This is a genomic window from Treponema bryantii (genome assembly GCF_036492245.1).
GTDB lineage: Bacteria > Spirochaetota > Spirochaetia > Treponematales > Treponemataceae > Treponema_D > Treponema_D bryantii_C.
In genome coordinates this window covers 2,748,566-2,760,154 of record NZ_AP025286.1, presented here as the reverse complement: position 1 = coordinate 2,760,154, position 11,589 = coordinate 2,748,566, and the positions used below count along the sequence as shown (strand labels likewise).

Genomic DNA, 11,589 nt, shown 5'->3' with positions numbered 1-11,589 from the left:
AACTTTTACCTCAGTGCCGTGCTGATTTTTACATCTGCTGTAATGTAACTGTTTGCGTAACCCTTTGTGCGGTATTCAAATAATTCACGAATTGCAGTTTCTCCGATTTTTTCAGGATCCAGAGAAACAAGTTTTTCTATCCAGCCCTTTTGAAGATAGAGCTGGCATACTTCGTTACCGCCAAAGCCAATAAGTTTATATTGAGCCATATTAAACTGTTCAGAAAGAATCTGAGCAGATGTAATGGTGTCATCTTCTGTAAGTGAAATGAAGATATTGTTTGTACCTTGAAGCTGAATTTCTGAAGATAGTTTATCAATTACTGTTGTCGTAATATTGTAATTATCCTGTAAGGCAGCATGAATACTGTTTATGAGGCTGTTTGAGCTTTGGTTTGCAGATTCTTCGAGAATGTAAACATTTCCACCATTTGGTAAAAGTGCCTGAGATTCATCTGCGATTTTTTTTCCAAGCTGCCAGTTGTTGGTTCCGATAAAAGAAATCTGCTGCATATTTGGAGAAAACTGTCCAACTGTGATAATCGGGATTTCTGGAGAGTCGGAACGTGTAAGGAGAACAGGTGGTTCTTCTGCAGAGTCCATATAGATAATGATTCCGTCTGCGTTCATAAATGAACAGTAATCCAGAAGGCTCTGTAGAGATTCTGTGTCTGCCTGTGAGTTTGGAACATGCAGGTCTACAATCGTTTTGTAAGCGCCTGCAAGTCTGGCTGCTCCCTTATATACTTCAGAAAGAAAGCTCTGATTTTCGTAGGTTCCTGTTATGATTACATGATACAGACAAGTATCTGATGGATTATAATCACTTTGATTCTGGATTCTGGCGCGGGCAGAAAGAAAAACGGCATAGAACAAAATGGCAAAAACGAGAAGTGCGATGAATGAAGAAATCAGCAGAATCCATTTTATGAGCCTAGTTGTTTTCTTTTCCATAAGTGAAAGTTATACCATTTTGAGATTTTGATGAGCGGGTTGTTTTGCCGGAGTTTTTATAATCTGCAGTTACTGCGCCGCCCTTTTCGAGCTTTCCAAAAAGAACTTCATCTACAAGGCGGTCGGCAATTTCATCTTCAACAGTACGGGCAATATTGCGTGCTCCGAATTCCTTTGAATAGCCGAGTTCTGTAATGTACTGAACGGCGCGATCTGTAACAGTGAGCTGAACTTTCTTTTCCTTCATGCGCTGAGCAAGGCGGTCGATTTCCTTGCGGCAAACCTTCTTTGCAACTTCAATATCCAGATAATTAAATGGAATTACGGCATCGAGACGGTTACGGAATTCCGGAGGGAACTCGCGGCTTACTGCGTCCTTGAGTGAAGCTTCTATATTTGCAGGTGTGGCATCGCCAAAACCAATGCTGCCTTTTTCAAGTTCGCGGGCACCGGCATTACTTGTCATGATGATAATGCATGAGCGGAAGTCTGCCTTGCGTCCCTGATTATCGGTAAGCTGACCGTAGTCCATTACCTGAAGCAGAACATTGTATATATCTTCGTTTGCCTTTTCAATTTCGTCAAAGAGAATTACTGCATGCGGATTTTTGCGAACATCTTTTACAAGCTGTCCGCCTTCTTCAAAGCCGACATATCCCGGTGGAGAACCAACGAGGCGGCTTACAGTATGCTTTTCCTGATACTCACTCATGTCGTAGCGGAGAAGTGGTTCCTTGAGAATAGCGGCTAAGGTGCGGGCAAGTTCTGTTTTTCCACAGCCGGTTGGACCTACGAAGAGGTAACAGGCTTCCGGTTTTTCCGGATTACGGAATCCGGCGCGGGCTCGTTTAACGGCTTTTCCAAGAGTTGTGACGGCAGTGTCCTGACCGAAAATACTCTGAGAGAGTGTAGCTTCTATTGTTCGCAGTGAATCTTTTTCTTCGCCGCGGAGAGTGTCCAGCGGAACTTTTGCGATGCGGGACGTAACGCGGCGGATAATATCTGTGGTAACGCGGACCGGCTGTGGTGCGGTTGCGACGAGTCCGGGGTGTGAGACGGTGCCGGTGCGTGAGTCGCGCCTACCGGTGAAGCCGCCTGATTTCAGGATGTGCTGGTATGAGCCGGCTTCATCAATAATATCAATTGCCTTGTCTGGAAGGCGGCGGTCCGGCATAAACTGAATTGAAAGTTTTACAGCTTCTTCTACAGCGCCGTCTGAATATACCGCATTATGGTGTTTTTCGAATTTAGGAATCAGACCTTTTACAATCTGAACAGTTTCTTTCTGAGAAGGTTCAAGAATATCAATCTTCTGGAATCGGCGGGCGAGGGCTCGGTCTTTTTCAAAGTTCTTTGAAAACTCTTCAAAAGTTGTAGAGCCGATACACTTAATTTCACCGCTTGCAAGAACAGGCTTTAAAAGATTAGCTGCATCAACCTGAGTTGATCCGTTAGAACCTGCTCCCATAATCATATGAATTTCATCTATAAATAAGATTGATTTCTTCTTTTCTTTGAGTTCGTCAATTACAGAATGTAATCGCTCTTCAAAATCACCGCGGAACTTAGAACCCGCAAGAAGAAGTCCGATATCAAGCGCGTAGATAGTGTAGCCTTTAAGAAGGTCCGGAACCTGACCATTTACAATACGCTGGGCGAGTCCCTGTGTAATTGCTGTTTTACCAACACCTGCATCACCAACATGCAGCGGGTTATTTTTTGAACGGCGGCAAAGAATCTGGATTGTACGTTCAAGTTCGGCTTCGCGGCCAACAAGAACATCATAAGCGCCTTTTGCGGCCTGTTCTGTCATATTAACTGCGAAACGTTTTAGACCGCCCTGATTATTTGAGCCCGGCATATCACCAGGAATCTGATTTTGATTTTGAGGATTTTTCTTAGGAGGTCTAACCTTTGTAATATTCTCCATAAGCTTGAGTCGTTCAACACCACAGGTTTTCAAAAAATAAGAACTGTAGTTCTTGCTTTCGTCGAACATACTTAAAAGAATATCGGTAATATCAATCATGTCTGAATCGCACGAAATACAGTGGAAAACGGCGCGGTTCATCATAGCCTGAAAACCAGCTGATTCAACAGGAGCTTTAATTATTTCAGGATTTGCATTTTCGGAAATTACAGGAAGTTTTGTTGTGAGATAATTGCTTACTTCACTTTTGAGTTCTTTTGTATCACCACCACTATTTGCAAGCAGCTGTTCAACAAATTCATCTCTAATGGCAGTGGCAAGCACATGCTCGGGGGTGAAAAATTCGTGATGAAAATCTTTTGCAACTAAGAGCGACTCAGACAGAATTCGGCTGAGCATGGTGCTCACCTTCATCTGTTTTACGCTGCCCTGTGGTTTTTCCTGATTACTCAACTTCTACCCTTAACGGAAATCCGTTTTTTCGTGCTGCCTGTATAGTAAGGTTTGTGCGTGAGACAGCAATATCATAAGTATAAACGCCTACAACAGAAGAACCTTCCTGATGCACAGTCTGCATCAACTCTTCTGCTTCGCTATGAGACTTGTTAAAAATAGATACAAGAACGTCTACGACAAATTCCATTGTCGTAAAGTCATCATTATAGAAGACAACCTTTCGTTCTGGAGGAAGTGTGATAGATGCATCTTCTGCAACTCCGCTTCCTGCCTGTGATATCTGATTGCTGTAATCGCTCATACGTATAATATAGCACAAAAAAGTCAAAAAAAGAAGATAAAAAGTAAATTTGCGTGTATAATTGAATTATGATTAAAAACAGATTTGCAGCTCTTGCTGTGATTATTTTAGTTTATATTCTTGCTGTATTCGGCGGAATTTTCGCTTATGAGTTTTTCAATGCGACGTATTCCTATCAGATTTCACTTTTACTGGCTGATATTACAGCAACTGTAATTGTCTTTATTTTTAGTCTCGTATTTAATAATGCTTCTGTATATGATCCATACTGGAGTGTACAACCGCCTGTAATTCTAGCAGCTACAATCGCTAAGGTTTGTGATTTTTCTGAATTGTCAGGCAGTCTCGCTCTTTCTCTGCTTCTTTTTGCTGTCGTAGCTTTCTGGGCATTCCGCCTGACTGCAAACTGGGCTTATAATTTTGAAAGTTTTGAATATCAGGACTGGCGTTATGTAATGTTACGTCAGAAATCTGGAAAACTCTATGGTTTTGTAAACTTTTTTGGAATTCATCTGTTTCCAACTGTTGTTGTTTATCTTTGTATTCTTCCTGCTGTTACTGTAGTACATGAAGGTGCTGTTTTTCAGCCGTGGTGTATAGTGTTTATAGCTATAAGCTTTCTTGCAGTTATATTCCAGGGAATAGCAGATATCCAGATGCATGCGTTCAGAAATTCCGGTACAGCAGGTTTTATTCATACCGGTTTATGGAAAAAATCCCGCCATCCAAACTATGCCTGCGAGATTCTTATGTGGTGGGGTATTGGACTTGCAAGTGTTGTAGCACTGGGCGGAAATCTTATACTTCTAACAGGAGCAACTGTAAATACTCTTATGTTCCTTTTTGTAAGTATTCCTCTGGCAGATAAACATCAGGCGCGAAAACCAGGTTTTGAAGAATATAAGAAAAGCACCAGGATGCTGTAAAATTACTGAAAAATCATACGTTTTTTACAGATTTCATGCTATACTCTATTTATGAGTAAAAAGAAGTTTAAAATAAATCTTAAAGTTTCGTATGATGCTCCGGTTACTCTTTCCTTTGTAATAATCTGTGCAGTTCTCTTTCTATTAAATAGTTTTGCAATAAAAAACGGCTCAATGGAAAAGATTCTGGCGTCTCCGACAACTCAGGCTGGAGTGCTGCCCTTTATTGTAAAACAACCTTTATCGTATATTCGTCTTCTATTATATATCTTTGGAGCAGGAGACGGCTCTGTCCTTATTACCAATCTGATTCTTATAATGCTTCTGGGACCAGCAATGGAAGAGCGTTATGGTTCTGTAATTATAGGAATTATGATTTTTGTGTCGGCTTTATTTGCCGGAGTTTTGAATGCCTGCTTCTGTGTAGAAAGCCTTCAAGGTGCTGTTCCAGTTGTCTGCATGATGATTTTTCTGAATGCCTTTATGTCCTTTTCCAAAAAGACTTTTCCTCTTTCTTTTGCTGCAGTAATAATTCTATTTATTTTTCTTGAAATTTTTACTGGGGCGGGTGCTGTAAAAATTATCATCTGTATTGCCGGAGGGTTGTGCGGCAGTCTTTTTGCATTCCTTACATCTCCTAAAGTTAAAGCTTCGAAAAAGACTTCGGGTGGTCTTTTAAGTCGTGCTGAAAAAATAGCCTACGCTGAAGAAATCGACAGTCAGAGTCCTAGAAATAAAAAGAATAAAACTCCTTCTTATGATGATGACGAAACTACAGTAGTCGGAACCTTAAAATTTTAAAATATAGCTGGAGATATAAAAATGTTTTCACAGGAGAATTCTCAGTCGATAAAAACTGGTTATCCAAGTATTGATAAACCCTGGAATCAGTTTTACGAAGGAGTTGAACGAAAAGATTTATTTCTGAATACAACTCCATATATTGGTCTGATAAAGAATAATAAAAATCATTTAACCGAGACAGCTATTGAATATTTTGGTGCAAAAATTTCTTATGGCAAATTATTTGAGAATATAAATCGAGTAGCAAAATCTCTGGAAAAACTCGGTGTAAAGGATGGAGACTTTGTAACAATATGTTCTACAACAACTCCCGAGGTAATCTATACTTTTTATGCATTAAGTAAGATTGGGGCCGCTGCTAATATTATATCTCCTTTTTTTCCTGAAAAAGATTTTCTGATGCGTATTGATGAGTGTAAAAGCAAGGTTATCATTTTTGCAGACAGATTTTTTCCAAAATATCGGGAAATATTTTCAGAGCATCCAGATAAAAAAGTTGTAATTCTTCCTTTGATGAATTCTACATTTCTCAGATTTTTTTCAAAACGTATTAAGATTAATAAAAGCAATGAAATCAGCTGGAATACATTTATCAAAATTGGAAATAATCAGAAAGAAACTTCGGTTTGTCCTTATGAGGTTCATAAGCCTTTAGCAATGGTTTATTCAAGTGGAACAACAGGAGCGTCAAAGGGAATTGTTTTATCTGTAGATAGTTTTCAAAAATTGATAAATGCGTATGGTAATTCAGGCTTTGAAATTACAAGAGGACAGTCTATTTACCAGAATGTTCCGCCATGGCATTTGACGGGTTTAAGCCTCAGTATTAATTTTCCGTTATCGTATGGCGTAAAAATCTGTATAGATCCTCGTTTTGATCAGTATTTATTTGTCAAAAATGTTCTGAAATTTAAACCTGAATATATACTTACCAGTGCAATAATGTATCAGGGCTTTACACTTGAAAAAAGTCTGAAAAAACTGAAAGGAAAATCTTTAAGTTTCTTAAAATATCCTTTTAGTGGAGGAGAAGTTCTAACAGCAAAAGATGTTGAGCAGATTGAGTCTGTTCTTAAAACTCATGGCTGTAAGGCTCGTATGTTAAGTGGATATGGACAATGTGAGAGTGGAACTACAGTAACAACTGATATAACAAATTATAAATTTTCTAACAGTGCATCAGGCATTCCTTTACGTGATATCGCAATCATAGGAGTCTTTGATGAAAATCATAAAGAATTAAAGTACAAAGAGCGCGGAAACATAATGGTAAAATCGGAAGTTTGCATGCTCGAGTATCTGAATAACAAAGAAGCAACAGAAGACTATTTTTATATTGATGAAAATGGAGAAAAATGGTGTAAGACTGGAGATATTGGGTATATAAATCCAGATGGAAGTCTTGTTGTTCAGGGACGAAAAAGTGATTGTTCTGTGATAAATGGAAAGACTGTTTATAATTTTGATATAGAAGCTGCCGTGCAGACATCCCCACATGTAAAAATTTGTGAAGTTCAGACACATCCGGAAAATCCTAATGAATTAGTAGCTCATATTGTCTGGGAAAATGAAGTCGCTGAAATTATAAATAATAATCCTGAAAAAGAAATTGAATATTTGAGGGAACTGCAAAGCAGCCTAAAGAATCTTCTTGTTCTTCCTGATGCAGTTCCTCATTTATTCTGTTCCTGGCTTTCATTTCCTATTGCTACTTCCGGAAAACGAGATATTGCCTTTATAAAGAAGTCAATTGATAATATTCGGGAATTGAAATAATTTTACCGGCATATTAAAATGAGGCAATTTTATGAAAAGCATATTAATTAAAGATACCACCCGCGAAGAACGCGAACAGATTATAAAAGACTCCCTCGGCGACGACTGGGACGTAGGCTGCGGCTATGAAGGAACCGGCATTGACTACCAACTTTACATTGATGGTAAGAAGGAACTCCGTGACTTGAATGCCGAAGCAAAGTGTGGCTTCGAGGTTGCACATCCGGAAGAAAGAAAAAACGGCTGTGGATTATATTAGTTATTAGAGGGTAAATGAAACGGGCAAGAACAGAGTTCTTGCCCGTTTACGATTTGGAATCGAATTAATGGATGATTGTCCTATTTTGTTGTAAAAGTAATTCCTGATGGCCAGTCTGTGCCTAATGTCCAAGTGGCTGGGGTGTAAATTACTTTTAAGGTATTAACGAACAAATAAAACATCGAATCTTTACGTGTAACACTAGAAGTATCAAAATTTCTTAAATCAAGAGTTTTAAGATTATGACAGTTATAGAACATATAACTCATATCGGTAACTTTTGAAGTGTCAAAAGTGCTTACGTCAAGAGTTTTTAAATCACAACAATGCGTGAACATGTTGGCCATATTGGTAACATTAGAAGTGTCAAAATTACTTAAGTCAAGATTAGCAAGTTTACTACAATTGTTAAACATGCTGGACATATTGGTAACATTAGAAGTATTAAAATTACTTAAGTCAAGAGTAGTAAGTCCTGAGCAACCGGAAAACATACCATCCATACTAGTAACCTTTGAGGTGTCAAAATTACTTACGTCAAGACTAGCAAGTTTATCACATTGGCAAAACATGTAGGACATATCGGTAACATTAGAAGTATCAAAATTACTTACGTCAAGACTTGCAAGATTTCGACAATCGAAAAACATGCCGTACATATTGCTAACTTTTGAAGTATCAAAATTACTTAAGTCAAGACTAGCAATACCACATTGGCTAAACATTTGGGACATATAGGTAACATTAGAGGTATCAAAATTACTTAAGTCAAGACTATCAAGATTTCGACAAGAGGTAAACATTTCGACCATATTGGTAACATTAGAAGTATCAAAATTTCTTAAATCAAGAGTTCTAATATCATAACAGTTATAGAACATACGACACATATTGGTAACATTAGAAGTATCAAAGTTGCTTACATCAAGGGGTGTAAGATTTACGCAGTTATGGAACATTTCGCTCATGTCAGTAACATTATAAGTATCAAAATTGCTTACATCAAGAGTTGTAAGATTTACGCAACTCAAACCATTAGATGAACCGAACATTCTTCTCATACTAGTAACATTAGAAGTATCAAAATTTTTCAAATCTATAGATTCTACGCATTGAAAAGCATTAAAAAATCCTGAACAATCTTTTGGCGCAAAAATAGTAAGACCTGCAGCAGAAACAACTATACTTCCATCATTTGAATTATAATAAACTGTAACGTTTTCTCCTCCAGACCATGTTTTGGTAAAGGGACCTGTATAAGCTTTTTTGATAAAACTGATAGACTTTACACTCGATTTTGAAGGTGCATTTTTGTTATTAAACCAGTTTTTAGATAAAATTGCAGTTTCTTTCTCCCACTTGTTTTCTATTGTTACTGTTACGCCTGCTGTAACTTCGTAACTTTCGAAATTTGTATAGGTTATGGTCAAATCAAAATCGCCATTGGCAAAGGTAACATTTTTAATTACTGGATCAGAGGTGGCAATAATAGTCTCTTTATCTGCCTTGTAGGCTGTAGACTTAAAGGTGTATTCGCCTTCTTTTTTACATTCTACATTAATGCTTGAGTTTTTGCTGTAAAACTCGGTTGTGGCACTAACTCCGTCATAGATAACTTCTGTAGTGCTGTAGGCCCAGTCCTCTTTTGTATAAGGAATCTGCTCTGTTATGGCGCGGGCTTCATTATTTACCATTCTGATGGTAACAAAGTCGTTGTCGAGGATTATCTGACTTTTTGAGGCTTTGTTGATATTGCCTGATTCAATCTCATTATTACAAGCTGTAATTCCGGCAACCAGCAAAACACTTAGGGCAAGTGCGGCGAAATTTTTGAAATAGTTTTTCATTTTATAAATCTCCTTTTTAATTCTACTATACAAAAGATGCTATTCTTCTATAAAAGTTACTCCTGCCCAGTCTGTGCGTAGTGTCCATGTGGCTGGATTGTAAGTTACGTCAAGACTATTGCATTCCTCAAACATTGATGCATAACTAGTAACATTTGAAGTATCAAAATTTCTTAAATCAAGAGTTTTAATATTATGACAGTAATAGAACATATAACTCATATCGGTAACTTTTGAAGTGTCAAAGTTGCTTACGTCAAGAGTTTTTAAATTACAACAAGACATGAACATGCTGTTCATATTGGTAACATTAGAAGTATCAAAATTGCTTAAATCAAGAATCGTAAGATTTGCGCAATTGTAAAACATAGTAACCATACTAGTAACATTAGAAGTATCAAAATTACTTACATCAAGAGTAGTAAGTCCTGAGCAACCGAAAAACATACTTTCCATACTAGTAACCTTTGATGTGTCAAAATTACTTAAATCGAGAGAAGTAAGTCTATAGCAGCCGAAAAACATAGCACGCATGCTAGTTACATTTGATGTATCAAAATTTTTCAAATCTATAGATTTTGCGTGTTTAAAACCATCAAAAAGTAATGAACAATCTTTTGGCGCAACAATTGTACGCTCTGCAGCAGAAACAACTATGCTTTCATTATTTGAATTATAATAAACTGTAACGTTTTCTCCTCCAGACCATGCTTTTGTGAAGGATACGGTATTTGCATTTTTGATAAAACTGATAGACTTTATTTTTTCTTTTGAAGGTGCATTTTCATTTTCGAACCAGTCTTTAGATAAAAGAGCGATGTTTTCTTTCTGTTCCCCCCACTGGTTTTCAATTGTCCCTGTTACGCCGATGGTTACTTCATAACTTTCGAAATTTGTATAGGTTATGGTCAAATCAGAATTACCATTGGCAGGGGTAATATTTTTAATTACTGGATCAGAGGTGGCAATAATAGTCTCTTTGTCTGCCTTGTAGGCTGAAGACTGAAAGGTGTATTCGCCTTCTTTTTTACATTCTACATTAATGCTTGAGTTTTTGCTGTAAAACTCTGTTGTGTCACTAACTCCGCCATAGGTAACTGTTGTGGTACTGTAGGCCCAGTCCTTTTTTGTGTAGGGAACCTGCTCTGTTATGGTTCGGGCGTCATTATTTACCATTCTGATGGTAACAAAGTCGTTGTCGAGGATTATCTGAACTTTTTGGGCTTCGTTAATATTGCCTGATTCAAACTCATTATTACAAGCTGTAATTCCGGCAACCAGCAAAACACTTAGGGCAAGTGCGGCGAAATTTTTGAAATAGTTTTTCATTTTATAAATCTCCTTTTTAATTCTACTATACAAAAAAGGAAACATACCCGCAAGGGAACTCTGCCTTGTTTAGATATAAAGATTGTTTTTTTTTTTGAAAAATAAATAACTTGCTTATAAGCGTCAATTGGCGTTATAATAGACGTCAGTTGGCGTTTTTTTTGTCTGGAGGTGCTTATGAATAAACCAAAACAATATACACCTGTAAATTGTCGTATGATGGCAGTTAATGGAGTTCAAAAAAATGAATACAACAGCTTTGTTCATGTAATTTTTAAGTACACAGATAAAGATTTTGCAGGTATTGCAGGTACAAGTGCACGAACTCTTTCACGACTAAAACCAGATCAGAATATTCCTCAGCAGGCAGCAGAAGTAACTATTTCCCTCATGAGAGCTTACGAAAAAGCAAAGGAGATTTTTGGCTCTCAGGAAAATGCCGTAAAATGGCTGAAATCACCGAATAATGTTCTGGGTGGGATAACTCCTGTACAGGCAATGAGTTCCCGCTTTGGTGCAGAAGAAGTAATGGATATTCTTGGCCGTATTGAATACGGTGTGTTCTCATGATTGTATTCAGAATTGCACGCAAAGAACGCATAGAAAATTTATCGGGTAGAGGTGCAGAGCTTTTTGGCGGGCGCTGGAATGAAAAAGGTTATCCAGCGTTGTATACCTCATCTTCACTGTCTCTTGCTGCTCTTGAAATTCTTGTTCATACAGATAAATCAATGCCTCCTGTAAACATGGCTTATGCCTCTATATATGTTCCAGATTCCATTCTATCAATGAAAATCTTAAAACTTCCTCCTGATACAACTGAAGTAGAATATGGTACAAACTGGCTCAAAGAAAAAAGCAGTCTCATGCTCAAAGTTCCTTCAGTTATTCTTCCCTATGAATATGAAGGCGAATATAATCTGATTTTGAATCCGCTTCATGATGATTTTAAAAAGGTTTTTATCAATGAGGTGCATGATTTTTCTTTTGATGTAAGGTTGATGTGAT

At 37.6% G+C, this 11,589-nt stretch carries 11 protein-coding genes; 6 read left to right on the top strand and 5 right to left on the bottom strand.

Features of this window, described 5'->3' with window-relative positions; translation table 11 throughout:
- Window positions 1–5: 5 nt before the first annotated feature.
- Genes AABJ44_RS12170 through AABJ44_RS12160 form a run of 3 tightly spaced genes read right to left on the bottom strand, consistent with a single transcriptional unit; the run spans window position 6 to window position 3,640 of the window.
- Window positions 6–953: a sugar ABC transporter substrate-binding protein gene (locus AABJ44_RS12170; protein WP_338369322.1), complete on the bottom strand. Its 948-nt coding sequence runs from the start codon at window positions 951–953 to the stop codon at window positions 6–8.
- A complete protein-coding gene (locus AABJ44_RS12165) occupies window positions 934–3,336 on the bottom strand; it encodes an AAA family ATPase (protein WP_338369321.1) in 2,403 nt (800 codons plus the stop codon). Before AABJ44_RS12165 ends, AABJ44_RS12170 begins: the two co-directional genes overlap by 20 nt.
- The gene (locus AABJ44_RS12160) at window positions 3,329–3,640 is read right to left on the bottom strand and encodes an ATP-dependent Clp protease adaptor ClpS (protein ID WP_074642125.1); all 312 of its coding nucleotides are present in this window, start codon (window positions 3,638–3,640) and stop codon (window positions 3,329–3,331) included. The genes AABJ44_RS12165 and AABJ44_RS12160 overlap by 8 nt, the downstream gene beginning before the upstream one ends.
- Window positions 3,641–3,708: 68 nt before the next feature.
- Here AABJ44_RS12160 and AABJ44_RS12155 point away from each other — a divergent pair, with 68 nt between their 5' ends.
- Genes AABJ44_RS12155 through AABJ44_RS12140 form a run of 4 tightly spaced genes read left to right on the top strand, consistent with a single transcriptional unit; the run spans window position 3,709 to window position 7,405 of the window.
- The gene (locus AABJ44_RS12155) at window positions 3,709–4,566 is read left to right on the top strand and encodes a DUF1295 domain-containing protein (protein WP_338369320.1); all 858 of its coding nucleotides are present in this window, start codon (window positions 3,709–3,711) and stop codon (window positions 4,564–4,566) included.
- A 51-nt stretch (window positions 4,567–4,617) separates the two neighbouring features.
- The gene (locus AABJ44_RS12150) at window positions 4,618–5,367 is read left to right on the top strand and encodes a rhomboid family intramembrane serine protease (RefSeq protein ID WP_338369318.1); all 750 of its coding nucleotides are present in this window, start codon (window positions 4,618–4,620) and stop codon (window positions 5,365–5,367) included.
- Window positions 5,368–5,388: 21 nt separating this feature from the next.
- Window positions 5,389–7,146, top strand: a complete 1,758-nt coding sequence (locus AABJ44_RS12145) for an AMP-binding protein (RefSeq protein ID WP_338369317.1) — start codon at window positions 5,389–5,391, stop codon at window positions 7,144–7,146.
- A gap of 31 nt (window positions 7,147–7,177) precedes the next feature.
- Window positions 7,178–7,405 (top strand): hypothetical protein, encoded by a 228-nt coding sequence (locus tag AABJ44_RS12140; protein ID WP_074642132.1) that lies wholly within the window; start codon window positions 7,178–7,180, stop codon window positions 7,403–7,405.
- Between the two features lie 80 nt (window positions 7,406–7,485).
- Here the strand turns inward: AABJ44_RS12140 and AABJ44_RS12135 are convergent, their stop codons facing one another.
- Together AABJ44_RS12135 and AABJ44_RS12130 are read right to left on the bottom strand one after the other, a co-directional pair.
- On the bottom strand, window positions 7,486–9,252 hold the full coding sequence (locus AABJ44_RS12135) for a BspA family leucine-rich repeat surface protein (protein WP_338369316.1): 1,767 nt from the start codon (window positions 9,250–9,252) through the stop codon (window positions 7,486–7,488).
- A 39-nt stretch (window positions 9,253–9,291) separates the two neighbouring features.
- On the bottom strand, window positions 9,292–10,581 hold the full coding sequence (locus tag AABJ44_RS12130) for a BspA family leucine-rich repeat surface protein (RefSeq protein ID WP_338369315.1): 1,290 nt from the start codon (window positions 10,579–10,581) through the stop codon (window positions 9,292–9,294).
- A gap of 177 nt (window positions 10,582–10,758) precedes the next feature.
- Between AABJ44_RS12130 and parS the strand changes: the two genes are divergently transcribed.
- Both parS and AABJ44_RS12120 read left to right on the top strand, forming a co-directional pair.
- Window positions 10,759–11,151 (top strand): type II RES/Xre toxin-antitoxin system antitoxin, encoded by a 393-nt coding sequence (gene parS / locus AABJ44_RS12125; protein WP_074642136.1) that lies wholly within the window; start codon window positions 10,759–10,761, stop codon window positions 11,149–11,151.
- The gene (locus AABJ44_RS12120; RefSeq protein ID WP_074642138.1) at window positions 11,148–11,588 is read left to right on the top strand and encodes an RES family NAD+ phosphorylase; all 441 of its coding nucleotides are present in this window, start codon (window positions 11,148–11,150) and stop codon (window positions 11,586–11,588) included. Before parS ends, AABJ44_RS12120 begins: the two co-directional genes overlap by 4 nt.
- Window position 11,589: the final 1 nt, after the last annotated feature.

Coding starts and splice junctions, on each gene's coding strand:
- AABJ44_RS12170 (WP_338369322.1), bottom strand. CDS start 953: ATGGAAAAGAAAACAACTAGGCTCATAAAATGGATTCTGCTGATTTCT.
- AABJ44_RS12160 (WP_074642125.1), bottom strand. CDS start 3,640: ATGAGCGATTACAGCAATCAGATATCACAGGCAGGAAGCGGAGTTGCA.
- AABJ44_RS12155 (WP_338369320.1), top strand. CDS start 3,709: ATGATTAAAAACAGATTTGCAGCTCTTGCTGTGATTATTTTAGTTTAT.
- AABJ44_RS12150 (WP_338369318.1), top strand. CDS start 4,618: ATGAGTAAAAAGAAGTTTAAAATAAATCTTAAAGTTTCGTATGATGCT.
- AABJ44_RS12145 (WP_338369317.1), top strand. CDS start 5,389: ATGTTTTCACAGGAGAATTCTCAGTCGATAAAAACTGGTTATCCAAGT.
- AABJ44_RS12140 (WP_074642132.1), top strand. CDS start 7,178: ATGAAAAGCATATTAATTAAAGATACCACCCGCGAAGAACGCGAACAG.
- AABJ44_RS12135 (WP_338369316.1), bottom strand. CDS start 9,252: ATGAAAAACTATTTCAAAAATTTCGCCGCACTTGCCCTAAGTGTTTTG.
- AABJ44_RS12130 (WP_338369315.1), bottom strand. CDS start 10,581: ATGAAAAACTATTTCAAAAATTTCGCCGCACTTGCCCTAAGTGTTTTG.
- parS (WP_074642136.1), top strand. CDS start 10,759: ATGAATAAACCAAAACAATATACACCTGTAAATTGTCGTATGATGGCA.
- AABJ44_RS12120 (WP_074642138.1), top strand. CDS start 11,148: ATGATTGTATTCAGAATTGCACGCAAAGAACGCATAGAAAATTTATCG.